General features: G+C 63.9%; 23 protein-coding genes. 14 read left to right on the top strand and 9 right to left on the bottom strand.

From position 1 onward, the window contains the following. Positions 1 to 54: 54 nt before the first annotated feature. The 8 genes from JT360_RS14945 to JT360_RS14910 all read left to right on the top strand — a co-directional run bounded on the left by JT360_RS14945 (position 55) and on the right by JT360_RS14910 (position 7,241). Entirely contained in the window at positions 55 to 1,698 is a 1,644-nt protein-coding gene (locus JT360_RS14945) for a dihydroxyacetone kinase subunit DhaK (RefSeq protein ID WP_214472425.1), read from the top strand. A 72-nt stretch (positions 1,699 to 1,770) separates the two neighbouring features. Further along, positions 1,771 to 2,373, top strand: a complete 603-nt coding sequence (gene dhaL / locus JT360_RS14940) for a dihydroxyacetone kinase subunit DhaL (protein WP_214472424.1) — start codon at positions 1,771 to 1,773, stop codon at positions 2,371 to 2,373. Further along, complete coding sequence (dhaM, locus tag JT360_RS14935; protein WP_006206912.1) at positions 2,370 to 2,759, top strand: dihydroxyacetone kinase phosphoryl donor subunit DhaM; 390 nt, start codon at positions 2,370 to 2,372, stop codon at positions 2,757 to 2,759. The genes dhaL and dhaM overlap by 4 nt, the downstream gene beginning before the upstream one ends. A gap of 18 nt (positions 2,760 to 2,777) precedes the next feature. Further along, the gene (locus JT360_RS14930) at positions 2,778 to 3,080 is read left to right on the top strand and encodes an HPr family phosphocarrier protein (RefSeq protein ID WP_214472423.1); all 303 of its coding nucleotides are present in this window, start codon (positions 2,778 to 2,780) and stop codon (positions 3,078 to 3,080) included. 41 nt (positions 3,081 to 3,121) lie between these two features. Beyond that, on the top strand, positions 3,122 to 4,696 hold the full coding sequence (gene ptsP / locus JT360_RS14925; RefSeq protein WP_214472422.1) for a phosphoenolpyruvate--protein phosphotransferase: 1,575 nt from the start codon (positions 3,122 to 3,124) through the stop codon (positions 4,694 to 4,696). Positions 4,697 to 4,707: 11 nt separating this feature from the next. Further along, the gene (locus JT360_RS14920) at positions 4,708 to 5,133 is read left to right on the top strand and encodes a hypothetical protein (protein ID WP_214472421.1); all 426 of its coding nucleotides are present in this window, start codon (positions 4,708 to 4,710) and stop codon (positions 5,131 to 5,133) included. Positions 5,134 to 5,165: 32 nt separating this feature from the next. Continuing rightward, entirely contained in the window at positions 5,166 to 6,152 is a 987-nt protein-coding gene (gene dhaK / locus JT360_RS14915; RefSeq protein ID WP_214472420.1) for a dihydroxyacetone kinase subunit DhaK, read from the top strand. Between the two features lie 66 nt (positions 6,153 to 6,218). Beyond that, positions 6,219 to 7,241, top strand: coding sequence for a nucleotidyltransferase family protein (locus JT360_RS14910; protein ID WP_214472419.1), 1,023 nt, complete (start codon positions 6,219 to 6,221; stop codon positions 7,239 to 7,241). A gap of 9 nt (positions 7,242 to 7,250) precedes the next feature. On the opposite strand, the gene JT360_RS14905 is transcribed toward JT360_RS14910, so the two are convergent. The 3 genes from JT360_RS14905 to JT360_RS14895 are packed head-to-tail and all read right to left on the bottom strand — an operon-like array spanning position 7,251 to position 8,971. Continuing rightward, on the bottom strand, positions 7,251 to 8,237 hold the full coding sequence (locus JT360_RS14905; protein ID WP_214472418.1) for a phosphoenolpyruvate carboxykinase (ATP): 987 nt from the start codon (positions 8,235 to 8,237) through the stop codon (positions 7,251 to 7,253). Continuing rightward, positions 8,234 to 8,668 (bottom strand): lasso peptide biosynthesis B2 protein, encoded by a 435-nt coding sequence (locus JT360_RS14900; protein WP_214472417.1) that lies wholly within the window; start codon positions 8,666 to 8,668, stop codon positions 8,234 to 8,236. The genes JT360_RS14905 and JT360_RS14900 overlap by 4 nt, the downstream gene beginning before the upstream one ends. 18 nt (positions 8,669 to 8,686) lie before the next feature. Further along, positions 8,687 to 8,971, bottom strand: coding sequence for a PqqD family protein (locus JT360_RS14895; protein WP_214472416.1), 285 nt, complete (start codon positions 8,969 to 8,971; stop codon positions 8,687 to 8,689). A 663-nt stretch (positions 8,972 to 9,634) separates the two neighbouring features. Here JT360_RS14895 and JT360_RS14890 point away from each other — a divergent pair. The 3 genes from JT360_RS14890 to JT360_RS14880 all read left to right on the top strand — a co-directional run bounded on the left by JT360_RS14890 (position 9,635) and on the right by JT360_RS14880 (position 13,737). Next, the gene (locus JT360_RS14890) at positions 9,635 to 11,542 is read left to right on the top strand and encodes a propionyl-CoA synthetase (protein WP_214472415.1); all 1,908 of its coding nucleotides are present in this window, start codon (positions 9,635 to 9,637) and stop codon (positions 11,540 to 11,542) included. A 130-nt stretch (positions 11,543 to 11,672) separates the two neighbouring features. Beyond that, positions 11,673 to 12,755 carry an acyltransferase family protein gene (locus JT360_RS14885; protein WP_214472414.1) on the top strand — a complete coding sequence of 361 codons (1,083 nt, stop codon included), beginning with the start codon at positions 11,673 to 11,675 and terminating at the stop codon, positions 12,753 to 12,755. Between the two features lie 223 nt (positions 12,756 to 12,978). Beyond that, positions 12,979 to 13,737: a metallophosphoesterase gene (locus JT360_RS14880; protein WP_214472413.1), complete on the top strand. Its 759-nt coding sequence runs from the start codon at positions 12,979 to 12,981 to the stop codon at positions 13,735 to 13,737. 6 nt (positions 13,738 to 13,743) lie between these two features. On the opposite strand, the gene JT360_RS14875 is transcribed toward JT360_RS14880, so the two are convergent. From JT360_RS14875 to JT360_RS14850, 6 genes are all read right to left on the bottom strand, one after another. After that, a complete protein-coding gene (locus JT360_RS14875; RefSeq protein ID WP_214472412.1) occupies positions 13,744 to 16,131 on the bottom strand; it encodes a polysaccharide biosynthesis tyrosine autokinase in 2,388 nt (795 codons plus the stop codon). Between the two features lie 235 nt (positions 16,132 to 16,366). Beyond that, positions 16,367 to 17,263, bottom strand: a complete 897-nt coding sequence (locus JT360_RS14870) for a UTP--glucose-1-phosphate uridylyltransferase (protein WP_214472411.1) — start codon at positions 17,261 to 17,263, stop codon at positions 16,367 to 16,369. Positions 17,264 to 17,337: 74 nt separating this feature from the next. Then, on the bottom strand, positions 17,338 to 18,306 hold the full coding sequence (locus JT360_RS14865; RefSeq protein WP_214472410.1) for a glycosyltransferase family 2 protein: 969 nt from the start codon (positions 18,304 to 18,306) through the stop codon (positions 17,338 to 17,340). Then, positions 18,296 to 19,246 (bottom strand): glycosyltransferase family 2 protein, encoded by a 951-nt coding sequence (locus JT360_RS14860; RefSeq protein WP_214472409.1) that lies wholly within the window; start codon positions 19,244 to 19,246, stop codon positions 18,296 to 18,298. The genes JT360_RS14865 and JT360_RS14860 overlap by 11 nt, the downstream gene beginning before the upstream one ends. Continuing rightward, positions 19,246 to 20,235 carry a glycosyltransferase family 2 protein gene (locus JT360_RS14855; protein ID WP_214472408.1) on the bottom strand — a complete coding sequence of 330 codons (990 nt, stop codon included), beginning with the start codon at positions 20,233 to 20,235 and terminating at the stop codon, positions 19,246 to 19,248. The genes JT360_RS14860 and JT360_RS14855 overlap by 1 nt, the downstream gene beginning before the upstream one ends. Positions 20,236 to 20,250: 15 nt before the next feature. Continuing rightward, entirely contained in the window at positions 20,251 to 21,417 is a 1,167-nt protein-coding gene (locus JT360_RS14850; protein ID WP_214472407.1) for a glycosyltransferase family protein, read from the bottom strand. Between the two features lie 471 nt (positions 21,418 to 21,888). On the opposite strand from JT360_RS14850, the gene JT360_RS14845 reads away from it, so the two are divergent. The 3 genes from JT360_RS14845 to JT360_RS14835 all read left to right on the top strand — a co-directional run bounded on the left by JT360_RS14845 (position 21,889) and on the right by JT360_RS14835 (position 25,953). Beyond that, positions 21,889 to 23,235, top strand: a complete 1,347-nt coding sequence (locus JT360_RS14845; protein ID WP_214472406.1) for a glycosyltransferase family 4 protein — start codon at positions 21,889 to 21,891, stop codon at positions 23,233 to 23,235. Positions 23,236 to 23,447: 212 nt separating this feature from the next. After that, the gene (locus tag JT360_RS14840) at positions 23,448 to 24,242 is read left to right on the top strand and encodes a family 16 glycosylhydrolase (protein ID WP_214472405.1); all 795 of its coding nucleotides are present in this window, start codon (positions 23,448 to 23,450) and stop codon (positions 24,240 to 24,242) included. A 214-nt stretch (positions 24,243 to 24,456) separates the two neighbouring features. Beyond that, the gene (locus tag JT360_RS14835; protein WP_214472404.1) at positions 24,457 to 25,953 is read left to right on the top strand and encodes a lipopolysaccharide biosynthesis protein; all 1,497 of its coding nucleotides are present in this window, start codon (positions 24,457 to 24,459) and stop codon (positions 25,951 to 25,953) included. Positions 25,954 to 25,991 lie beyond the last annotated feature (38 nt).

Genomic DNA, 25,991 nt, shown 5'->3' with positions numbered 1-25,991 from the left:
CAAGGGTCCAAACGCCGGTTTGTGATTGACGATTGTGAATACGGGACGAATTCGATGAAGCACTTTTTCAACCGCCGGGAAACGATCGTCACCGAGGCGCTGGACGGTCTGTTGCGGACCATTGGCGCAGGCGATCTCGCGCGTCTCGACGGCTATCCCGAGGTCAAGGTCGTGCTGCGCGCGGGCTGGGACAAGTCGAAGGTCAGCGTCGTTTCCGGTGGCGGTGCCGGGCACGAGCCTTCGCATGCCGGGTTCGTCGGCAAGGGCATGCTGACTGCGGCGGTCTCGGGCGAAATCTTCGCCTCGCCAAGCGTCGAGGCGGTACTGGCGGCCATCCGCGCGGTCACCGGACCGGCCGGCTGCCTGCTGATCGTCAAGAATTATACCGGCGACCGTCTCAATTTCGGCCTGGCTGCCGAGAAGGCGCGCGCCGAAGGCTTTCGCGTCGAGATGGTGATCGTTGCCGACGATATCGCGCTGCCTGACATTGCCCAGCCGCGCGGTGTTGCCGGGACCTTGTTCGTGCACAAGATATCAGGCCATCTGTCGGAGGCCGGTCATGATCTGGCGTCGATTGCGGCAGCCGCTCGGGCCGCTGCGAAGGACATCGTTTCTCTCGGCATGTCGCTATCGTCCTGCTCCATCCCCGGCCAGCCGCATGAAGACAGGTTCGGGGCCGACGATGGCGAGCTCGGCCTCGGCATACATGGCGAACCCGGTGTCGAGCGCATCGTGGTGCAAAGCGCCAACCGGCTGGTGGCGATCATGGCGGAGCGCCTGGCAGTGCGGCTCGACCCGAAGGCAAGCTATGCTTTGCTGATCAACAATCTCGGTTCCGTGCCGCCGCTCGAAATGTCTGTCATCGCCAATGCGGTGCTTGCCTCGCCACTCGCCAAGGCCATCAAGCTGACGATCGGCCCGGGACCGCTGATGACGGCGCTCAACATGAACGGCTTCTCGCTGTCGCTGATCCGGCTCGACGCCGCGCGCGAGACGGCCCTGCTGGCGCCGGTCGGCCCGTATGCGTGGATGCCGGCAAAGCCGGTCGTTGCACCCGATGTCGTGCCGATGGCGAAAGCAGCCGGACAAAGTGCTGCACGCAAGCCCAGCCAGCATGCAGGCACCAGGCGCCTGATCGTCACGGTCGGCGAAAGGCTGATTTCACTCGAAGGGGTATTGAACGGGCTCGACGCCAAGGCGGGCGACGGCGATACCGGCTCGACGGTGGCAACCGGCGCACGCAGCATCCTTGAGCGGCTCGACACGCTGCCGCTTGCCGATCCCGCAGCGGCCCTTGGCGCGATAGGCGACATACTGAGCGCATCGATGGGCGGCTCCAGCGGGGTGCTGCTGTCGATCTTCTTCACGGCGGCCGCGCAGGCCGTGGACGGCGGGGCTGATGTGCCGAAGGCGCTGCTTGCCGGGCTTGAGCGGATGACCTTCTACGGCGGAGCCAAACCGGGCGATCGCACCATGGTCGACGCACTGGAGCCGGCGCTCAAGGCGCTCGACAGCGATGGCCTTGGCGATGCGGCGATAGCGGCCCGGCGCGGTGCCGAGGCCACGGCCGCCATGGAGAAGGCAAAAGCCGGACGGTCCGCCTATGTCGGCGCCAAATTGCAGGGCGTGACCGACCCTGGCGCCCATGCGGTGGCTGAGGTGTTCGCGGCAGCCGCCTCTCTGCTTGTCACGGCCTGACGCATGCACCCGTTGCCGAATGACCGTTCTTTCGCTACTGCCGGCAAGGTGGAAACCGGGAATTTTGGCGAAATGGCGGCGTTGAACCTTGCCAGGCTGATCGCGGCCGCGGCGGATGCGATTGCCGCTCACGCCGAGGAATTGACGGCGCTCGACCAGGCGATCGGCGACGGCGATCATGGGCTGAACATGAAGCGCGGCTTTGAGGCCGTGCGGGCCGAGGCTGATCTGTTCGCCGCAAAGCCGCTGCCCGAGGCCCTGAAGGCGATCGGCACCAAGCTGGTGATGACTGTGGGCGGTGCATCGGGCCCGCTGTTCGGCACATTGTTCATGGCGCTCGGCAAGGAGATTTCGGCGGAGCCCGATCGCGCCAACCTCACGGCTGCCTTCGGCAAGGCGATCGAGGCGGTCGCCGCGCGCGGCAAGTCGCAAGTTGGCCAGAAAACCATGCTCGATGTGCTGCAGCCGGTGCACGACGCCTTGGCCGGGGAGAAGACGGCGGCGGAGATCGCCGACATCGCGGACGCCGCCGCCAAGGCGACCGTGCCGATGAAGGCGCTGCGCGGCCGCGCCTCGTTCCTTGGCGACCGGTCGATCGGCCACATGGATGCCGGCGCGCGCTCGACCGCGCTGCTGGTGCGCACAGTGGCGCAAGCGATCGGGGAAGACGCATGAGCAATGTCGGGATCGTGATCGTGTCGCATTCGCCGCTGGTCGCGGAGGGCACGGCCGACATGGTACGGCAGATGGTGGGCGACGAAGTGCCGCTTGCGTGGTGCGGCGGAAACGGCCATGGCGGGCTCGGCACCAGTGTCGAAGCGATCATGGGCGCCATCGAAAAAGCCTGGTCGGAAGCCGGTGTCGCCATCCTTGTCGATCTCGGCGGCGCCGAGACCAATTCGGAAATGGCGGTGGAGATGATCGGCGAACCGCGTGCGCAGAAGATCATCGTCTGCAACGCGCCGATCGTCGAGGGCGCGGTGATGGCGGCGACCGAGGCATCCGGCGGCGCATCGCTGAAAGAAGTGGTGGCGACGGCGCACGAATTGTCGCCGTCGTGAGTGAACGGGATTTCTAGAATGTCCGCAGCCGCCGAAGCGACCGTCCTGATCACCCACGATGTGGGCCTGCATGCGCGTCCTTCGGTGAAGTTCACCAAGCTGGCCAAGACCTTTGCCGCCGACGTGGAAATAGCACTTGCCGCCAATGGCCCATGGTTCGACGCCAAGAGCATCGTCAAGGTGATGGCGGCCAAGGCGCCAAAGGGAACGGTACTGCATATCAGGGCCCGGGGTGATGACGCCAATGACGCTATCCGCGCGCTGATCGAATTGGTGCGGCGTGATTTCGACGAGAATGCCGGTCATGTCCGGTCGGCTTGAGGCTGGCGCCCGCTTTCGCCAGCCCGCGGGGAATGCGGGCCATGCGGATTGAGGGTGTTCCGGCCTCGGCCGGCTATGCCGAAGGGCCGCTGTTCGACCTCGACCGGCCGCCGGCCGTCTACGCAGGCAAAGCCACCGCAGCGGAAGAAAAGACATCGCTGGAAGCCGCGATCGGCAAGGCGGTAAGCCGACTTGCGACAATAGTCGAAACCGCCGACAGCGACGCCGCCGGCATACTCGAATTCCACATCGCCATGCTGGAAGACGACGCGCTGAGCGGACCGGCCTTCGCGTCGATCGCATCCGGACGGACCGCCGACGCGGCTTGGCGGCAGGCACTCGATGCCGAGATCGCCGGCTACGAGGCCTCGGACCAGGATTATTTCCGCGCCCGCGCAACGGACCTGCGCGATATCAGGGACCAGGTGCTGCGCGCTCTGACCGAGGATGATGACCCCGCCGCACCGTCCGGTGCCATCCTCTGCGGCGAGGACATCGCGCCGACGCGCTTTCTCGAAACCGACTGGAGTCATGGCGGCGGCATCGCGCTGAAGGCGGGCAGCACCGCCAGTCATGTCGCCATGCTGGCGCGCTCGCGCGGCGTGCCGATGATCGTGGGCCTGCGCGAACCGCCCGCCAAACTTGCCGGCATGGCACTCCTCGACGCCGAGCACGGCAGTATCGTCCTGGCGCCCTCGCCGGCGGAGATCGGCTCGTTCCGGCAGTCGGCCGCTTCCTTCGCGGCCCGCCAGGGCAAGGCGCGGACTTTCCTGGCGCGGCCGGCGGTGACCAGGGCCGGCACTGCGGTGCGCGTGCAGGTCAATATCGCCGACCCCTCAGATGTCGACGCCATCGACATCGCGACCTGCGACGGTGTCGGGCTGATGCGGACCGAATTCCTGTTCGGCAAGACATTGCCGGATGAGGAGACGCAGTATCGCGCCTACCGCAAGGTGCTGGAGTGGGCCGCTGAAAAGCCGGTGACGATCCGCACCGTCGATGCCGGCGGCGACAAGCCGGTGCCGGGCTTCACCGTCGAGGAGGGCAATCCGTTCCTCGGGCTGCGCGGGATCAGGCTGTCGCTGGCCCGGCTCGACATTTTTCGCGTACAGATCAGGGCATTGCTGCGCGCCGCGCCACACGGCAATCTCAGGGTCATGTTTCCGATGATCGCCATGGCCGAAGAGTATGAACGGGCAGCCTCCTTGTTCGCCGAAGAACAGGCAGAACTTGCCGCGCGCGGCGCAGCACAACAGATGCCGCCGCTCGGCATCATGGTCGAGGTGCCGTCGGTGGCGATCGCGCCGGAGGCGTTCGCCGGCGTCGCCTTCTTCTCGATCGGCTCCAACGACCTGACGCAGTATGTGATGGCGGCGGCGCGCGACAATGCCGCGGTCGCACACCTCAATTCGGTCCGCCATCCCGCGGTGCTGCGGCTGATCGGCTCGGTCACGGCCTTCGGACGGGAAAACGGGATTCCTGTCAGCCTGTGCGGCGATGCCGGTGGCGATCCCGCCTCGATCCCGGCGCTGATCGAGGCTGGCCTGCGCGACCTTTCCGTCGCACCGGCGCAACTCGCAATGGCCAAGGCGGCCATATCAGACGTTTCGATCTAGGCGCGGCTGGCATGGTTGACATCAAACCCGAACCCGGCTCCGAAGAGGCGATCCGCGCCTACAAGACGATCCTGTCGCAGGTCATCGACCAACGCCCGTCCGGCATGCGCCAGCGCCTTGCCGACGCGCTTGGCAAGCACCGCAGCTTCGTCACGCAGATCTCCAGCCCGACCTATTCGATCCCTATCCCCTCGAAACATCTGCCTTCGATTTTTTCCGTCTGCCATTTCAGCCCGGCCGAGCGGGATCAGTTCCTCGCCGCCTACCATCAGGCCCATCCCGGAAAGATGTCGATCGCGGCAGGCATGCGCAAGACGCGGCATGTTTCGCTTGTCGTGCCCGATTTCGGCGACGACAAGCAGAATGCAGCGCTCGACCGGGCGATCAACGAATTCATCCAGAAGATCACCAGCATCGCCGGCAAGGGTGGCGGCTGACCATCTCTTGCCGGGCTGTTTGGGAGGACGCCATGAAGAAATTTATGAACGCGGTGGACACGGTGCTGACCGAGAGCCTCGACGGGTTCGCGGCCGCCCATGCCGATATCCTGGTGCTTGGTGACGAGCACAAGTTCATCCGCCGCAAGACCTTGCAGCCGGGCAAGGTGGCGCTGATCTCGGGCGGAGGCTCCGGCCACGAGCCGCTGCATGGCGGCTTTGTCGGCCATGGCATGCTGGATGCCGCCTGCCCCGGCCAGGTGTTCACCTCCCCGACGCCGGACCAGATGCTGGCGGCGGCGCAGGCCGTCGACACCGGTGCCGGCTGCCTGTTCATCGTCAAGAATTACGAGGGCGACGTGATGAATTTCGACATGGCGGCCGAAATGTCGGAGGGCATCCTGCAAGTGGTGACCAATGACGACGTCGCCGTCGAGAATTCATCCTATACGACCGGCCGGCGCGGCGTCGCCGGCACGCTGGTGGTGGAAAAGATCGTTGGCGCGGCGGCCGAGCATGGCCTGGCGCTGCCGGTGTTGAAGACGCTGGGCGACCGCGTCAATGCCGCCACCCGCTCGATGGGCGTGGCGCTGACCAGCGGCACGGTTCCGGCCGCCGGCAAGCCAACCTTCGACATCGGCGACAGCGAGATGGAATTCGGCGTCGGCATCCACGGCGAACCCGGCCGCCGCCGCGACGCTTTGAAAAGCGCCGACGCGATCGCCGAGGAGATTTGTGCCGCGATATCAGGCGATCTCGGCGGCAGGGCAGCGGGCCCGGCCCTGCTGTTCGTCAACGGCTTCGGCGGCACGCCGCTGATGGAGCTCTATCTGATGTACAACAGCGCGCGCAAAATTTTCGAGAAGCGCGGCGTGACGATAGCCCGCTCGCTGGTCGGCACCTATGTCACCTCGCTCGACATGGCCGGCTGCTCGATCACGCTGACCATGCTCGATGACGAGATGACCGGCTGGTGGGACGCGCCTGTCCACACGGCAGCACTGCGCTGGGGCATGTAAGGCTGGCTTCCACAACGCTTTTCTGCAACCATCCTGGGCATCCACTTAGTGACTTGCCCAGGGCTGATGCTGCCATTCCTCAACTCCGCCGAAGAAAGACTGCTGCTGCGCTTCGCCGATCCAGAGGCCGCGGCAGTCGAGGATAATTTGTCGGCAAAGGCCCTGTCGGCGTTGCTCGACAATGCTGAATTCCACGGCATCCTGCCTATCATGCTGCGCAAGCTGCAAGAGCGCGGCGACGCGCATTTGCCGCCGGACGCCAGCTTGCGGGAGAAGCTCGACGACCTGCGCCAAAAGGCGACGATGGCCACCGGCCAGTCGATGCTGCTGCAGTATCATGGCGACCGCATCATGAAGGGGATGGCGACGCAAGGCATTCCGGCGCGGATCGTCAAGGGACCGATCTTCGCGCGGAAGCTCTATCGCAACGTATCCGACCGGCCGTTCACCGACATCGACATCCTCGTCGAACCCGTCAACCTTGCGCGGGCAAACCAGGTGATCGCGGCATGCGGCTTCGAGCTTGGCAGCAACGAAGCCGAATCCTACCGGCTGCAGGAGTTCAAATGGCTGGAAAAGGAGAATTCGAGCCTGCTGGTCGAACTGCATGGCGACCTGGTGCACGACACCGGCATGCGGCGGCGCCTGTCGCTGGGGTTTCGCGAATTGGGCATCATCGACGGCGAGGCGACGGACACACCGGCAGCGCTTTTGACCATCGCCATCGTGCATGCCGCCGGCGGCCACAAATTCCATCGGCTGCAGCTTTGCGTCGACGTGCTGCAAGGCGTGCGGGCGCTGCAATCGCCGGAAGCGGAAAGCCGCCTGCTCGAGGCGGCGCACATGACCGGCATCGAGCTCGAACTGGCGATCGTGCTCAACGTGACCGGCGAGCTGTTCGGTGAGAGCGGCGCGCTTGAGCTCGCCCGTCGCATCAAGCCCGGCCTCTCGATACGGCTGGCCAAGCGGCTGATTACGACGAACACGCTGCTCAGGGTCAATTCCAGGGACAAGATCGGCTCGCGCCTGCGCCGCGATGCCTTCCGCTGGATCCAGCGGCTGGCGAAGGCCAGGCCTTCCGCAGCCTGAACCTCCGGCTCAGTCTTGCTTCGTCGGCGTGGCGATGATCAGCGCCGCCGCGTCGGCGGGACGCGCGCCGACCTCCAGCATGAAGGTCGGCACTGACGAGACCAGCTTGCCGATCGTCGCCAGCCGGCGCTTCTGCAGCGGCAGCAGGCCGGTCATGCCGGTGCGGACATTGTCCATCGCCAGCGCCACCATCGCGTCGGTCCGGGCCATCGGTACGAGCTGTGTCTGGCTGTCGGCCGAGCGCGCCAAATGCAGGAGTGCTGCGACCGGCCTGGCGACGGGACTTTCGATCCGTACGATCTCGCTCAATCGCTCCAGCGAAACGGCCTGTTCGCCGTTGCGATCCCAGGAGGTGCCAAGGCATGGCGCCACCTGCGGGATCATCTCGGCGGTCTTCTGGTGGATCTTGACGTGGCGCGGCAAACCCCAGGCCATCGGCCTGGCCGCAGCGACGTCCAGGATCATGGCGTCGTCGGAGCAGAGGCCGAAGCCTTGCATTGCCAGCGCCAGCGACGTCGTGGTCTTGCCGGTGCCGCTCGGCGCATGGATCAGCACGACGGCATCGCGGCCAGGCAGCGTCAGGCCGGCCGTGTGCAGCATATGCTGGCCGCCGGCGTCGAGTGCGGCGTCCAGAACCAGCATCGATGGCGTCCAGGCGGCTTTCGCACCAGGGCGAACCCGGAGTTCGGCCCAACCTTCCTCGTCATTGATCGCAACGGTCTGGCGTCCGGGAAATACGAGGTGGACAGTGCCGCCATCCGCGATCATCCGGCAGTGGCCATCCTCCGGTATCTCGCCATCGAAGACGAGCGATCCGCCGGGTGCCTCGTCCAGGACGTCCGCCTCGGCAATATCGAGGCGAAAGCCCGGATCGACGGGATCTTCGATGCGCAGGATGCCCAGCATCCTGTCGAAGTCCTGCCACAGCTCGGGCCGCTCGGCCGCTATGCCGAGGATCTGGCCGTTGAGGCCATAGCATGCTGAAGGCCTGGTCAAGCGGGGCGCACCTTTATGGCATCGGCATGGTGGCGATAGATCTCCACCATGCCGGGAAGGCGGTCACTGACCACCGGCCTGCCGTCGAGGCAGACCCAGCAATGCGCCGAGACGCGCGGTGTCTGCAGCGATTTCGGATCGACGCCGAAACGCAGCTCCGGATCGAAGCCGGCAAGGCGCAGGAAGCGATGGCCGAGCAGGCCTTCGCGCAGGCATCTGCGGTCGCGCATCAGCCAGGGATGGCGCACGGTGCGGTTGACGCGAGCGACAATGTAGGCGGCGGGCAGGCCACGATAAAGGGTCGACGAGGCGAGCGGCGCCCATTTCAGCACCTCCTCGAAGCTGCGCTTGGCAATAAGGGCCGGCATCAGCCGGGCGCTTGCCCAGAGATGGCAGCGAAACAAAGCGCGCAGGAGCGGACCGTCAGGCATCAAGCGGTACCTCAGCCATCAAGGAGCTGGGGCGGCGAGGATACCTTCCGAGACGAGATCGGTGGCCAGTGCCGCCATATCCTCGTCGAGCGTACCCTTGTCGACCTCGAACTCCGCGCAAAGCAGGCCGACGATCTGGTCGAGGCTGCGCGCACCATCGACCTTCTCGAGAAAGGCTTCGGTCGTGCCGTTGCATGTATAAAGCTGGCCGCTGCGCGCCAGAAGCACGACGGCACCGTCGCCGACATGCTGGACCGAGGCGTCGTCCGCCAACCGCAAAACCGTTCCAGAAACAATTTCCATCACGAACCCCACCAAGCCTGCAAACCCCGAAATGAGATAGCGCGGCTGTGCGGCGCTGTCTATCGGCCGGCCGGGGGAGATAGCCCATGCTGCTTTGCGTTTGCGACGGAATCCTGCCGATCGCAGAATGCGCCGCGACCTGTTTCCAATCGAAAATCATCCCAGAAATAGTCGTCGACATAACGCCACGGGCAAGTGTGTTGACCGGACGGGCAGTTGCTTTTCTTCCCCTGAGTAAGGTAAGGACTCCACGGGTTTTGGGGAGATAGAGTATGCGTTACAACTGGGAGCGGGCTCCGACGACTTTCGAACGTCATCGAAAAGCCCTGGCGGCAGCCATTTTGATCTTCGGCGGCGTAGGCCTCATGCTTGTGGCCCTGCCGATCTAGGGCGCCTGGGGCAGCCAGGATTGCATCCTTCGCTTTGGCGGCCGTCACAACAAACATTCGGGATTGGCAGAGCATCCCCAACTTCGTCATGTATCGCGAAGCAGGAGCGCCGTGCGGCGGCATTCCCAGCTCGCGACCCCGCCGATGCCATCGGCTGACACCGGGCATCTCCGTCAAGACGAGACCGGCTCGGACGAAAATCAGGGAAGACAGCGCCGGAAAAAACAGCATAGGCTGTTTGCAAAGACGGCAAATCGTTCCTGGGGAGGTACGGATGGCTTCACGCTATCACGAGGTCTATGAAAGCTGGAAACGCGACCCGGAAAAATTCTGGGCCGACGCGGCCGGCGCCATCGACTGGTATTCGCCCTGGGACAAGGTGTTCGATGCCACCGCCGGCGTCTATGGCCGCTGGTTCACCGGCGCGACCTGCAACACCTGCTACAACGCCATCGATCGGCATGTCGCCGCCGGGCGCGCCGATCAGATCGCACTGATTCATGACAGCGCCATCACCGGAACGGTCAAAAAATTCACCTATGCCGAGCTGAAACGCGAAGTGGTGGCGCTGACCTCGGTGTTGAAGAACCGTGGCATCGGCAAGGGCGACCGCGTCATCATCTACATGCCGATGGTGGCGGAGGCGGCCATCGCCATGCTCGCCTGCGCCCGGATCGGCGCAGTGCATTCGGTCGTCTTCGGCGGCTTCGCCTCGCATGAGCTTGCCACCCGCATCGACGACGCAAAACCGAAGCTGATCATCTCGGCCTCCTGCGGCCTGGAGCCGGGCCGCACCGTTGCCTACAAGCCGCTGCTAGACAAAGCGATCGAGATGTCCCGCCACAAGCCGGACGCCTGCCTGATCCTGCAGCGCGACCAGTTGCGCTGCGATTTGAAGGACCATTTCGACATCGACTATGCCGACGCCGTCGCGCGCGAGCGGGCGGCCGGCGCCAATGTCGACTGCGTGCCGGTGCTTGCCACCGATCCGCTCTACATCATCTACACGTCAGGCACGACCGGCCAGCCCAAGGGCATCGTGCGCGACAATGGCGGGCACATGGTCGCGCTGAAATGGACGATGGAAAACGAGTTCGGCGTCAAGCCGGGCGAAGTGTTCTGGGCGGCGTCCGATGTCGGCTGGGTGGTCGGCCATTCCTACATCGTCTACGGACCGCTGCTGCATGGCTGCACGAGCGTCCTGTTCGAAGGCAAGCCGATCGGCACGCCGGACGCCGGCACCTACTGGCGGGTTATCGCCGAACATGGCGTGGTCGCCCTGTTCACCGCGCCGACCGCCTTTCGGGCGATCAAGGGCCAGGACCCCAAGGGCGAATTCGTTCCCAAATACGATCTGTCCAAATTCCGCACGCTGTTCCTCGCCGGCGAGCGCGCCGATCCCGAGACCATCAAATGGGCGGAACAGAAACTCAACGTGCCGGTGATCGACCATTGGTGGCAGACCGAGACCGGCTCGCCGATGACCATCAACCCGGCCGGACTTGGCCTGCTGCCGGTGAAATACGGCTCGCCAGGCGTGCCGATGCCCGGCTACGACATCCGCGTGCTCGACGATGCCGGCCACGAGGTGCCGCGCGGTACGCTGGGCAATGTGGTGATCAAGCTGCCGCTGCCGGCCGGCTGCCTGCCGACGCTGTGGAACGCCGATGCGCGCTTCCGCCAGGCTTATCTCGACGAGTTCCCCGGCTTCTACAAGACGGCCGATGCCGGCATGATCGACGAGGATGGCTATCTCTACGTGATGGCGCGCACCGACGATATCATCAATGTCGCCGGCCACAGGCTGTCGACGGGCGCGATGGAAGAGGTGCTGGCCGCCCATCCCGATGTCGCCGAATGCGCCGTCGTCGGCATTGCCGATGCGATGAAGGGCCAGGTGCCGCTCGGTTTCGTGGTGCTCAATGCCGGTGTCGCGCGCGAGGGTGGCGCCATCGAGAAGGAGGTCGTCGCCCTGGTGCGCGAGCGCATCGGCCCGGTCGCCGCCTTCAAGACCGTGGTGACGATCAAGCGCCTGCCCAAGACGCGGTCTGGCAAGATCCTGCGCGGCACCATGCAGAAGATCGCCGACAAGGAGGAATGGACCATGCCGGCGACCATCGACGACCCGGTCATCCTCGACGAAATCACCGCCGCCCTGAAGGAGCGCGGGATCGGGATTTGAGGCCGCCAACGCGGAAGCGATCCCGCGCAGCCTTTGCTTGCCGACGACGCTGATCGGCAAGCAATACTTTTGTTGTGCAATGCAGCAATCCACCCTAAAGTTTTGCCGGGGGGCCATCCGGCGGTACGGTATGGCTCAGCAGAAAATTACATTTGGCGGCGTCGATATCCTGCGGTTTCTCGCCGCTGTGCTGGTCATGGTCTATCACTACGGCTTCTGGGTATGGGCCTACCCGGACGGCATCTCGGCGCAGGCTACGGGCGGCGTTCCTCCGCAACCTGATATAGGCGCCTGGGTCGGGTCCGGCTGGGTCGGCGTCGAAATCTTCTTCGTTATCAGCGGCTTCGTGATCGCCTTCAGCGCCGAGAAGTCGACGCCGCTGCGGTTTTTCGAAGCCAGGGTGAAACGGCTGGCACCGGCGGTCTGGGTCTGTGCGCCGGTCACCGCGGCGCTGCTGCTCATCATCGGCCTGAGCTGGCCGACCGATGCGGTGGTCCGGCTCCTCCGCACCGCGCTGTTCGCGCCCTATGGTCCGTGGGTGGACAGCGTCTACTGGACACTCGGCATCGAGATCGCCTTCTACGCCATCGTCTGGATCCTGCTGCAACTCGGCCGTTTCCATCTGATGGAGGCGGTCGCGATCACCATCGGCCTGGTCAGCACGCTGTTCTGGTGCCTCTATTATCCGCTCGGCTGGTCCGACTTCGCCGAAACGCGCTGGCTGCAGCTCATCCTGGTGCATCATGGCTGCTTCTTCGCGGTCGGTGTGCTGCTCTGGCTGATGCGATTCAAGGCGCTGACGGCCCCACGCCTCGGCTTCTGCCTGCTGTTCCTCGGCGGCGGCGTGCTGCAGATCGCGAGCTCGGTCGACGTCCACAGCATGAAGGTCGAGGCCGTGATGCCCTATGCTCCGCCGATCCTGATCTTCCTCGTCGCCATGGCACTCATGGCATGGTCGCTGCGGCTCGACCTCAGTTGGAGCGGCTGGCGGCGGATCGGCCTGATGACCTATCCGCTCTACCTGATCCACGACGTCATCGGTGCGGCCATGCTTGGCGCCTTGGTCCGCGCCGGAGTGCCTTATCTCGTGTCGATGGCAATTGTCGGCGCGACCATGATCGCGGCAAGCTGGCTGGTGGCCACCGAGGCTGAAACGCGCATCCGGCTGCTGCTTGACCGCACCGTTTTCCGCTACCGGCTCAAGGCCGCCTAGCCGCCGTTCACGGTTACGGTTTCGCTATAGAACCGCGCCATGGCGTGAACACGCCGGGCCTGTCCGCCATTCCAGGCTGTCGGGCGTAGCATGATCTTTTCAAAAAACCGGATTCCGCTTTCGGAATCATGCATTAGCCACTTGGCACTTTCCGCTTCACGCGGGATAACAGACAGTCATGCTTTGTGCACGACTGTCTGCTCGATATCGGGATGCTCCGCCAGTGACCCTGTTTCAGCGAAAACCTCGTATCGCGGCGCGCGCACGCCTCGATATCGATTTGCAGGACACGACCGTCTATGCAATCGGCGACGTGCACGGCTGCTACAAGGAGCTGCGCTCGCTGGAGCAGAAGATCCTGCTCGATTCGCTGCGCTTCCAGGGCCGCAAGATCATCATCATGCTTGGCGACTATGTCGACCGCGGGCCGCAATCGGCGCGCGTGCTCGATCATCTCCTGGCGCCGCCTCCGAAAGGCTTCCAGCGCATCTGCCTGGCCGGCAATCACGAGGTGGCGATGCTGCATTATCTCGACGGAAACCTGTCGCGCGAGCCCTGGCTGGCAACGGGTGGCCTGCAAACCCTGTTTTCCTACGGCCTCGATCCGACGCGGCTGGCCAGTCTCTACACAAGCGGCGCCGAGATCGACCGGCGCATAAGGGAGGTCATTCCGGCCGAGCATGTCGGCTTCCTGCGCGGGCTGCCGATCATGGTCCGATCGAGGAAGTTCGTCTTCGTGCATGCAGGCATCCGGCCCGGCGTCGACCTTGCGGCACAGGACGACCATGACCTGCTTCACATCCGCTCGGACTTCTTCGACGCATCGCATCTGCTCGACCGCTGGGTGGTGCATGGCCACACGCCGGTGGACATCCCCAGGCTAGAGGGACGCAGGCTGGGTATCGATACCGCCGCCTTCCAGAGCGGCCGCTTGACCGCAGTCAGGATCGCCGACAAGCGGGGCCGGCTGATCTTCTCCTGATCGGGCCTATGCCGTTTCCTTGGTGCGCACTTCCGACTTGTCGAGATAGTAGGTCGCGTATTTGTCGAAGAATTTCTCCGACGCTCCGAACGACCCATATTTGGCCAGCTTCTTCAAGTCGACCTTGTTGAGCACCGCCCCGACGATCTTGTTGGCGACGTAGGGTTCGGATTCCAGCATCGACCTCACCATCGCGCGCGGCGTGCGGCCCCATTCGGTGACCAGCACGAAGCCGTCGACGAGCGGCGCGAAGGCCTTGGCGTCGACCACCGGCCCGAGCGGCGGCAGATCGACGACGATGTATTCGAACGTCTCCTTGGCGTTCTCGATGAAGCGCCGCATTCCGGCCGAGGAGAGAAGCTCGCTGGTGTGCGAGAAGTGCCCGCGCAACACGGCCGGGATGATGGCGAGCTTGGTCTGCCTGTCGATCTTGCCGACGGACTGCCAGGTCTGGCCGGTCACCACCGCTTCCATCAAGCCTTGCTCGGCTTCCATGCCGAGGCTTCGGCTAAGCCCCGGATTGCGCAGGTCACCGTCGATGAGCAGCGTCTTGGCGCCGTTGGCGGCAAGCAGGCCGGCGAGATTGGCCGCGACCGTCGACTTGCCTTCGCCGGGAAGAACCGAGATGACGCCGATGACGCGGCTGCCTTGTCCTTCCATCACGACATCGAAGGCGATCTTGGCGCTGCGCAGCGTTTCGGCGAACATCGACGCCGGAGCATCGATGCTCACCCGCATTCGGGCGCGCCTTTCAATGGCGGCCGGCGACCTGGCCAGTTTGGCATCCGGCTGAGCCTCGGCCTGCTTGTCCTCCTTGACGGGTTTGCTGCCGATGGTCGGCAGGTAGCCGAGGAATTTGAGGCCGACGCGGTCGCGTACCTCCTCGCCGGTCCTGAAAAACCGCTCGTTGAACTCGTTGAGGCCGCCAAAGCCGACGCCCATCAGCGTGCCGAGCACGAGCGAAAGTCCGAGCACGATGATGGTGCGCGGGCTCGAGGCGGAGAGCGGCGTCGACGCGTCCGAGATGATGCGGATCTTGCCGACAGGGAAGGACTGCTGCTGCGCGGCTTCCTCGTAACGGCCAAGGAACGTTTGATAGAGTGTCGTCAGCGCCGTCGCCTTCTGGTCGAGGTCGCGCAATTTGACCTGCGACTGGTTATCGATGGAACTCTTGCCTTGCGCGGCGGCGACATTGGCCCTGAGCGCGGTCTCCCGCGCCAACGCCACCTCATATTCGTTGCGATAGCTTTCAGTCAGTTGCTTCAGCTCGCCGAAGATCTGTGCCGATATGTCGGCCTTTTCCTTGGCGAGCGCCACAGCCTGCGGATGCTCGGGGCCGAAATTCGCCTCGACATCCTGCTGCCGCTTGGCGACCGTGAGGTAGCGGGTCTTGAGCGCCGAGATGACCGAGCTGCTCGGCTGGTCGGCCGATATGGCCGCATCCTTGAAAGCGTTTTCGGAGCCGCTCTCGACGATCGACTTGTACTGCTGGTAGCGGGCACTGGCGCGCGCGGTGTCGGCCTGCGCCACGATCAGCTGGGCATTGAGGTCGGCGAGCTGCTTGTCGCTCATCAGCTGGCCATCGCTGTTGGCGGACAGGCCGTGTTCGGCCCTGAACTTCTCGACCGCGAGCGATGCCTGTTGCGAGCTCTCGCGCAGTTCCGTCAACCTGCCCTGCAGCCAGACCGCCGCGCGCTCGGTGGCGTCGAAGCTGGCATCGAGCTGATCGGCGAGATAGGCATCGGCATAGGCCTTGGTGATCGCGGTCGCCAGCCCGGGATCCGTCGCCTGATAGCCAAGCGCGATGACGTAGCTTCGTCCGACACGGTCAGCCCGGATCTCGTTCTGCAGCTTGAGGATCGCGTAGTCTCGACCCGAGGTGGCAATCAGCGCATCGCGCGCGGCCGGGTCGAGCTTGCTGATGTCACCAACGCCCGGTATGGGCTGGCTGGGGCGGACATACTGGATCAGTCCGCGGATCAGGCCGACGCCCTGGGCAAGGGCCGACTGGGGCGGGTTCATGAACGCTTCGTTCTTATCGAGCTTGAGCTTGTCGACGACCACCGCGGCAAGCCGTGTCGAGGTCAGGATCTCGATCTGGCTCAGGATGGCGCTGTCGGTCTGCATGGTAGTCGACGCCGCCGAGATGTCGTCGACGATCTTGTTCAGACCCTCGTCGATCAGCACGCTGGCGACCGACTGATATTTGGGCGGCGTGGTCTGGATATAGAGCATGCCGAGGAAAAGGCCGATGACAGCGCACACGGCAACCACCTTGGCCTGCCGTGCGGCCATGCCAAGCAGCCGCTCGATATCGATGAAGTCTTCGCCGTCTCCTGCATCCGAATTCGGCAATGGCATCCTCTTGTCGAGAGGAAAGTTGGCATAATTCATCTTCGGTCCAATTCCAGAGCCGGTTCCATCCCGATCATTGGGGTGGGGCTCTATCTCTCTGTTTGAGCATGATCTTTTCCGGAAACCGGGACCCACTTTCCGGGATCATGCCTTGGCTGTCAGGCGCCTCGAAGATCGGGAGCATTGCCAAAGGCAACGCAAGCTTCATGCCAGACGGCGGGGCCTGTCGGCCCCTCGCCGCCAGCCATCCGGCAATACTCCCGAAAGATGGGCATTATGCGGCTTCTTCCTGACGTTCATGCGACCGGACGAACTCCCGGAGCATCTCGAAAACCGGGCCCTTCATGTCGTCGCGCGCCAGCGCGAAGGCGATGTTGGCCTGGATGAAGCCTTCCTTCGACCCGCAGTCGAACATGCGGCCGTTGAAAGGCTGGGCGAAGAACGGCTGGTCCTGCGCCAGGCGGACCATGGCATCCGTCAGTTGGATCTCGTTGCCGGCGCCACGCTGCTGATTGCCCAGCAGCGCGAAGATCTGGGGCTGCAGGATATATCGGCCGTTGATGTAGAAGTTCGACGGCGCGTTGGCAGGTGCCGGCTTTTCGACCATCGCCGTCACCTCGAAACCGCCGCCGATCTCGGCGCCGCGGCCGACGATGCCGTATTTGTTGGTCTCGGTCGGATCGCAGCGCTCGACGGCGATGACGTTGCCGCCGGTCTGTGCGTAAAGGTCGGTGATCTCGGCCAGGCATCCGCGCCCGCCGAAGGAGACCATATCAGGCAAAAGCAGGGCGAAGGGTTCGTCGCCGATAACCTCGCGCGCGCACCACACGGCGTGACCGAGGCCCTGCGGCGACTGCTGGCGGATGAAGCTTGTGGCGCCGGCCACGGGTAAAAGGCTTTCCAGCGACTGCAATTGCGCCTTCTTGCCGGACTGCTCCAGGGTTCCGATCAATTCCGGATGCAGGTCGAAATAGTCCTCGATGACCGCCTTGTTGCGGCCGGTCACGAACACGATGTGCTCGATGCCGGCTTCGAAGGCCTCGTCCACCGCATATTGCACGACAGGCCTGTCGACCACGGGAAGCATTTCCTTCGGCATCGACTTGGTCGCCGGCAGGAACCGTGTTCCAAGCCCCGCCACCGGTATCACGGCCTTCCTGATTTTCTTCATCGCAAATTCCTTCTGAGGAGATCGACTTCAGTCCATTCACAGGCCACGAAAAATCCCTCCATGTGCCTGCATCTTCACCTCCCCACCCCCACGGCAAACTGTGCCGCTACTCGTCGCAACCGCACCGCGATCGGCATGCCCATATGCCTGACCGCCGCCGGGTCGCTGAGCGCCGTCCGGATCGCCTTGAGCAGGGACCGCGCCTTGATGTGCTGAACCATCGCCAGGAAGGAGGCCGCCTTGCGCAGGCTGCGGTCGCGCCGGGCAAATGCGGCCCGGGCCGCCTCATCCATCCGATGGGTTTGAGCAAATACCGCATCCGCCTTGCGCATCGCCTCGACGTGGTGAGGCTCGAGCACGCGCGAAATGGAGCCGCTGCGGATATGGTAGGCGTAGCCGATATCAGGCTCGACCACGCATCGGCCACCCTTGGCCAGAGCTTCGGCAAACAGGATGTAGTCCTCGCCGATCCTCAGTTTCTCATCATAACGAAGTCGGTTTTCGTCCAGGAACCGGCGCTGGAAGATCGGCTTGAGGTAACCGAGGTTGAACTTCGATTCGAAAACGATGTTACCGCCGATGTAGGTGGCCAGCGAAATCTCGCGCAAGCCTTCCAGATACTGCCTCGGGAACATGGCATCCTCGACCACACCGTCCTCGCGGATGACCTGGAGATTGTCGACGGCGATCTGGGCGTCCGCCCTTTCGGCGCGGCCGATCATGGTGGCGATGCGGCCGGGAAAGACGGCATCGTCGGAATCCAGAACCGCGATCCACCTGCCGCGGGCGATTTCGAGCCCGGCATTCCTGGCGCCGCCTGGACCACGATTTTTGGCCAGCGCGACGACGCGCACGATATCCCTGGGATAGGCTCGCGCCACATCGAGCGTCGCATCGCGCGATTGGTCGTCGACGACGATGATTTCGACGCTGACGTCCTTCTGGGCGATGGCGCTGGCGATCGCCCGGTCTAGGGTGGCCTCGGCATTGTAGGCGGCGATCACGAAAGAAACATCGGGGACGAAGGAAACGTCAGGCTGCACGCTTGCCTCCTTCCTGTGGCGAGGGTTGGCCGTAAAGGCGGATTTCGCGGATGCCGACCAAGCCACTGACGACGCCGACATGCATGATGCCGCGCAGCACGCTGCGGTTCCTGCGCACCGGGCTGGCGACGACGGGAAGTGCCGCGGCGAAGCAATAGAGCGCCTTTGCCGAAGCCAGGCCGACCTGTTTGACCAGGCCGGCACCGCCGGCGTCGTGACCCAGAAGGTGGCCGTGCGTCTGCCCGACCCGGAAGCGCCGCCGGCCGAGCCAGTCGAACGCGGCCCTGGCGCGCGGCACCACCTCGTTCACCCAGGCATCGGGAGAAAAGGCGATACGGCCGCCTGCCTTGTGCATCTGGTCGAAGAACTCAGTGTCCTCGCCGCCGGTCTGGCCGCGCGCCAGGCTGAAGCGGCGGCCGCGCAGGCTGTCCGTCCCGACGCGGAGCAGGACGTTGCAGGTGTAGCCGGTGCGGATCTCGCCATGCACCCAGACGGGCAAGGTGGAATGAAAGTCGCCGCGCCGCATCCAGTCCGGCGCATCCGGGCGGTAAAGCGCCCGCACCGGACCGAGCACGGCGGCAGCACCGCTCACGTCAGCCGTCGCCACCAGTTCGGCGAGCCAACGGGCGGTGGCCGTCTCGTCGTCGTCGATGAAGGCGAGGAAATCCGCCTCGCTGGCATCGAGGCAAGCGTTGCGGGCGATCGAGATGTTGCGAGCCGGGCAATGATGATAGCGGATCGGCAAGGTCAGTTCCCGCGACAGCGCCGTTACCAGTTCCCTGGCGCTCGGCGTGTCGTCATTGTCGGCGACGACGATGCCGACATCGAAGCCTTCAGGCATGTCCATGGCGGCAAGCGAGCGCAGCGTGTCGGCCAGTTCCGGCCGCCGGAACGTGCACACGCCGATGTCGATGCTGCGGTTCTTGGCCTGAACCGCCATCACGCCACCCCGCGTCGCGCGCCGAGGCCGAGAAGCTGCAGCCAGAAGCCGACGGACCAGCCGAAATGCATGACCATGGCCGAGACGCCGGCGAGCGCGATGTCGGCCTTGCGCTGGCGAATGGCTGCCGCCAGGCCGTAACCCAGGCACACCGATACCCACAGCAGCAGCGGCACTGCTGCGATCCAGTGCACGAAGGAAAAGGCCGCCAGAAGAACCACCGGGAAGACCGCCAACGGCACCATCTGCCGGATCTTCGGAATGACGCGGTGCTTCAGCACGTTCTTGGCGCGGCCGCGGCCATAGCCGAGATACTGGAAATAGAGGCCTTTGAGCGAGGCGCGGGGATAGTAGACCATCTGCGTCTTGCCGCTCATCCAGATCTTGTAGCCGGCCTGCCGCAGCCGGTAGTCGAGTTCGGCATCCTCATTGTGGCTGAACGTCTCGTCATAACCGCCGACGGCACCGAAGGCCGATATCCGCATCAGCGCGTGATGGCCATGGTCGATCCACTCCCCGGCGGAGAGGTGGCGGTGCTTGGAGCCGCCGGTGCCGAGTTTGGAATTCTGTGCCGCGGCGGCGGCTTTCTGCACGGCGCCGCTGCCGCTGGTCAGCATGGAAACCACGACCGAATCAGCGCCCGTCGCCAAGGCCTCCTCGACCAGCCGGTCGCAGTAATCGTCGGGATAACCGCCATGCGCGTCGATGCGGATCAGGTAGCGAGCACCCTCGCCGAAAGTGCCGACGGCGAGATTGATCGCCGCGCTCTGTATGCGGCGCCTGTTGTGCAGCAGGATGACGCGCGCATCCCTGGCAGCGACATCCTCGACGATGGCCAACGTGCCATCGGTGCTGCCGCCATCGGCAACGATAATCCTGGCGCCGAGCCTTTCGGCCGAGGGCCGCAACTGATCGAGCAGCGCACCGATATGGGCCGCCTCGTTCAGGCAAGGGATCACGATCAGGCTGGAAGGAAGCGCTTGCGTCATCGGGCGATGTTCATCCTATGCCATGGCCTCGGCCGCAATGGGTTCGCGCAGGCCGGTCAGGCGGCGCAGCTTTTCGACCAGTGCCCGGCAGTCGCTGCGGTCGTGGCTCCATGTCTTCGGATTGTGGGCAAGCACGGTCGCCTTCAGCCTGCCGAAGCGGTGCTCCTCCATCTTGCCGAGTGCTGTTTCGAGCGCGTCCGACGTGGCCTGGGGCAGAAGAACGCCGATGTTCTGCCGGCTGAGGAACCGTCCGGTTTCTGTATGGCCCATCGAGATCGGGACCGCGCCGAAGCGGCAGCCTTCATAGAGGCGGTTGGGCAGCAGCCATTCCGAATTCTGCCCCTCTTCGAAGAAGTCGATCGCCCAGGAGAAATGGACGTCCTGGTAGATCGCCGCCATGTCCTCCGGATTGCGGTAGGGGCCGTGAAACGACAGGTAAGGCTCGGCATCGACGAAGGCATGGAAATCCGGGAATTCGGACAAGGCCGGGCGGCCGCGCAGCACGACCTCGAAACGTCCCTCCATGCGGCGCGTGAAATCGGCCAGCAGTTCGAGGGAGCGGCGGCAGCGCAGCGCCCCGAACCAGCCGATGCGCCATGGCGGGGCGGCGAGCACCGCCTCACGTTCACCGGGCAAGATCGCTGTCGCCTCGAAATACTTGTTCTCGACCAGCTCGACGGGTGCCGCGACCTGGCCGAACGGCTTGAAATAATTGGCGATGAAGGCGGGCGAACTGGTCACCAGCAGCTTCACGTCCCGCGCCAAATAACGCTCCATGGCGCGCAGCGCCTTGCCAAGAGCATCCTCGCGGAGCACCAGGCGGTGGATGTCGAGGCATTCATAGACGATCGGCACCGTGGCGCCGAAAGCCGACCTGGCGCGGCGGGCAAGCGCCAGCATTTCCAGGTTGCGCGCGATGATGAGATCGGGCCTCGGAACGCCCGCAAGCTTTGAACCGATTGAAATCCCAGCTTTCGCCACCGCCGCAAGGCGCTGGGCGAATCGGCCGTCACGTGTCCCGCCAAGGTCGATCGGCCGCAATCCTTCTATATCCGCAATAGGGTTGGCGGTGCGGCGGAAGCCTGCCAAGGTAACCTGGGCGCCGCCTGTTCTGAGCATTGTGATCCGCCGGCGGACCGCCGGATCGGAGACATCGTGCACCAGGTACAAGACATGCAGCATGAAAACTCGACCGCTGTTTGACCCACCCAAGGGAATGCTAGTACAGCTTTTGCTGCATCGCAACATTTTTGGTGCCGCGTAGCAAGAAAGTCACCTCTACCGCACCGCACACTGAGCTTGGCAGCGCGCGAAAATGGACGCGCAGGCGAGCAGCGCAACGCGATAGGGGCTGCGGGCCCGGGCGATTCGGCGGTTTCGGCCTTTATCGCGGCAAAATGGCAACTTCACCTGGCCAGCCGTGATCCCTCGGGCAACAGCGCTCGTAGTTAATCAATCGCTAAATTTGTATTGCACTGCAACAAAAAATGATGTTGAGTTCTTGGCAGGGAAGTTGGGCTTTGAATTCGGCTAGGGGATGCGCGCCTGCACTCAGTTGCAGCGCGGTATGGCATGTCGACTGCAGCGCTGCTGCGCCTTTGAAATGGTTGCGAATACCCCCTTGATGCCGCTGTTGAATGCAGGTGGTGCTGTATGGGTAAGTCTCTTCGTATCGCCGTCTATGACGACAAGTATCCGACAAGCTTCGTTACACCGCGAATGTCCAGGCATACGATCCTGCGGCAGCGATTTCTGCCCCTGAACCTGGTCTCATCGAAGCTGGAAGGTGTAACGCTGATCGAACCTGCGCCGTCTGTCGACGTGGTGCATGCATTCAACCGGATACCGCTCAATTCCTCCAAGTACATCATGTCGTTCGAATCCCATTTGCCGCGGCAGTTCGCGCTTCGCAAACGCGGGCTGATGGCACGCTATCTGGTGTCGCGGATCACCAATCCCGGTTGCCGCCGCATTATCGCCTTGTCGCATTTTGCCCGCAGGAGTTTTCTGCGCCAGCACGCCGACAATCCGGAACTCGGCCTGTTGACGGAAAAGCTGCTGGTCCGCCACCCGAACATCATTGTCCCGGCAACGGAAGACGCGATGGCGCAAGACACCGCCCAGGAGCTGGTGCTGACATTTGTCGGCGCCCATTTTGGCCGCAAGGGCGGATGCGTTGCGGTCAAGATCGCGGAAAAGGCCATTGACCAGAACTTGCCGATCCGGGTGAACATCGTCTCCAGTCTCCAGGTCGGCGGTCATATATGGACGGATCCGACAAGTCCGGGCTTCTTCGACCCCTACATCAAGCTGCTTGAACTTAAGAACGTCCGGCATCACGGGCTGTTGCCGAACCAAGGGGTCCGACACTTGCTGCGCAATTCGCATTTCTGCATCCTCGCCACTCTTGGCGACACCTTCGGTTATTCGGCGCTGGAATCGATGTCCGAGCACACGCCGGTTCTTGGAACGAAAGTATGTGCCTTGCCGGAATTCCTGGAGGATGGCGTCAACGGGATCTCATTGCCCGTAGAACTCGACGATATCGGCGATTGGTCGAGCCCGGGATATGACTCGCGCGGGGAAGCGAAATACGCCCAGTATTTCCGCGATGAAGTCGAACGGCTCGCCAGTCTGGCCATCGAACGGCTGAAACCATATATCGGGCAGCCAGCCTTGATGGCGCCGCTGCGACGCGAGGCTCGCAGGACTGCGGAGGTCATGTTCGCGGCAGAGCCCGCAGCCGCGTTTTTCGATGCGCTTTACGACCGTGTCGCACTGGAAAGAGCACGCGAGCCGGCGCAACTCGATCCTGCCCTCGACGTTTCGTCTCCCCAATCGCTGCCGCGCGAAACCCTTCAGCCCATGCCGCTGCCGTTCGATCCTGGCCGGCAGAATGCAATCGGGCGAGCCCGCCACATCCCGGCAGCCGGCGGCTTGAGCACTGCTGCGAGCGTTGCAACCGCGGCTCATTTGTCCGCCCATCCTGATCGCGGATAACCGGGCCCGGCCGCCATAATCCACCCGAAAAGGAGATCAATTTTGTTGCATCGCAACATTTTTGATGCCGCGTAGCAAAAAATCGCCTTATCGTTGGTTTAGGGCTCGGCCCTCAATGGCGCGCAAGCCATCGCCGCACTGCCACGAGCCGCGCCGAATGCTAGCTCGAATATCGCCGCCGACAAGGTCAAGGCGGCCAATGGAGGCTACCGATGAATTTCACACGCAGAAAACTCCTTGCGCTTTTGGCCGCCTCCACCGCGGCTCAAACTGTCGCCCGCCAGGCACTGGCCGACAGCGCTGCGGCGGGAAAGGGTGCCGCTGCCCTCGACAAGCTTCCCGACTGGTCCGAAGTCAAGCTCCAGCTTTGGAAATACTCGAACCCCTTCGTGCCGTCGCAATGGAGCGAGCCCAAGCTCGGAGGCTATGATTGGAAGGCCGCCAACGTCAAAATCGTCGACGGCGCACTTCAACTTACCGTCAGCGAGAAAGCCTCCGCGGAGGTCATGTCAGGAGCCAATTCCGCATCCACATCGGCAAAATGGGAAGTGGACGTAACGCTGCCGAAGATGAGGCCAGGGCTGATCGCGGCGCCGCTTTGGGTGTTCAACGACAAAGCCCATGAGGAAATCGATTTCGAGTTCGTCGGCACCAGGGGCTTGCAGCTTACAGTCTGGGCTAACGTCGATAACAAGCACAAGGCCGTTTGGGTCAAATGGGCCCTGCTCGGCGACCTCTCGGGCAAACACTATCGGCTCGGCATACAATATGAGGGCGGGAAGCGGGTTACCTTCTCCATCGATGGCAAGGACGTTGCCGTGGTTACGCCGGCCGATACCGCCGGCGGAGCCTTTCCGAACAAGCCCATGCAGCCATATTTCGACCTTTGGGTGGCAGGGGGCGCCATCATGGATCCGCGCTGGGCCGGCAAATGGGAACCAATGGCCGCCTCGGACAAATTGGTCATGACGCTTCACGGATACAGGCGTAGCGACGTTGGCCAATGAGGCAGCGACGTTGCCAATGAGATAGACGCCGAGGGGCGTGAAGCTGTCGTGCCGAGCCTCGACGCCGATCCACACACGGCATGGTGCATCGCAACATTTTTGGCGCTACGATCCACGTTTTCTGTTGCACTGCAAAATTATTGCCGTAGTTTGGCGTCGGCGGTGGTTGTGGATTTCGGGTTCGGAATCCGCGCAAAGATCAGGAATCCTGAATTTGGAAGCCAATCCATTCGACCCGCCAGAGGGCTCCTTGCGCAAATCGGTCGGGCGTGGCGCGGTGGTGACCGCCCTGTCGCAATCGGTGCGGGTCGCGACACAGATCATATCCGTCATTGTGCTGTCGCGGCTCCTGTCGCCGCAGGATTTCGGCGTCGTGGCGATGTGCGCGCCGGTGCTGGCCTTCATCGCGCTGTTCCAGGATTTCGGCCTCACCCAGGCGACAATCCAGAAGTCAGGCATCCGTCATGAGGAGGTGAACTACCTTTTCTGGATCAATGTCGCGGTCAGCGCGATCCTGGCCTGCGTGCTCGCGGGTGCGGCACCCTTGGTCGCCGCCTTCTACGGCGAGCCGCGCGTGGCCGGGCTGGTGGCCGCGTTCGGGCTGCAGATCATGGCCTATGGGCTCGGCGCCCAGCATCTGGCGCTTTTGACGCGGCGCATGCAGTTCGGCCGGCTGGCGATCATCGATGTCGCCAGCGCCGTCGCGGGACTGGCCGTCTCGATCGCCTGGACCTTCATCGACCGCTCCTATTGGGCGCTGTTTGCCGGCACGCTGACCGGCGCCGTGCTGCCGACACTGTGCTATTGGGCAAGCTCGCGCTGGCGGCCCGGCCTGCCGCGCAAGGTCGCCGGCATCGGCGAGCTGATCCATTTCGGCGCCGGCATCACCGGCTTCAACTTTGCCAATTTCTTTGCCCGCAACCTCGACAATGTGCTGATCGGCAAATACTGGGGCGAGGCGCAGCTCGGCCTTTATGATCGCGCCTACAAGCTGCTCTTGTTTCCGCTCAGCCAGATCACCAATCCGCTGTCGAAGGTCATGGTGCCGGCGCTTTCCAGGCTGAAGGACGAGCCGGACCGCTACCGCAGCGCCTATCTGCGCGTCATGCCGCTGATCCTGCTGGTGGCCCTTCCCGGCGTCGCCTTCGCCACCGCCATGTCGGACGTGCTGATCCCGTTCGTGCTCGGCGAACAGTGGCGCGCAAGCGCCTCGATCTTCCTGGCGCTCGGCTTTGCCGGCCTGCTGCAGCCGCTCAACAATCCGGCGGGCTGGCTTTTCGTCAGCCAGGGCCGCTCCGGCGACTTCATGCGCTGGGGCATCATCACGGCCGTGACATCGGTGCTCGCCTTCGCGCTCGGCCTGCCCTACGGCGCGCTCGGCGTGGCGATCGCCTATGCTGTCAGCGAGTATCTGCGCACGCCTTTCCTGTGGCTCTATGTAGGCAAGAGCGGACCGCTGCGGGCCAGCCATGTGCTGCGCGCGGCAACGCCGTTCGTGCTCGGCGCGCATCTGGCGCTGGCGGCGGTCTGGCTGATCAAGCCGCTGCTGCCGCAACAGCATGTCATCGCCCTGGCCAGCGCCGCCATTCTCGCCTACCTCATCACCATCGTCGTCGCGCTGGCCTTCGCATCCGGCCGCGAGGCCCTGCGCGAGGCCCTGAAAATGCTGCCGGCACGGCCGCCGGCGGCAGCGCCGCGTGAGGCGCAATAATTTCGGCGCCTTTGTCAGCTATCCACATCCAACCCAGC

This window comes from Mesorhizobium sp. dw_380, from assembly GCF_018588885.1.
Classification (GTDB): Bacteria; Pseudomonadota; Alphaproteobacteria; order Rhizobiales; family Rhizobiaceae; genus Mesorhizobium.
The sequence above is the reverse complement of the archived record's forward strand: the minus strand, read 5'-3'. Positions and strand labels throughout refer to the sequence as shown.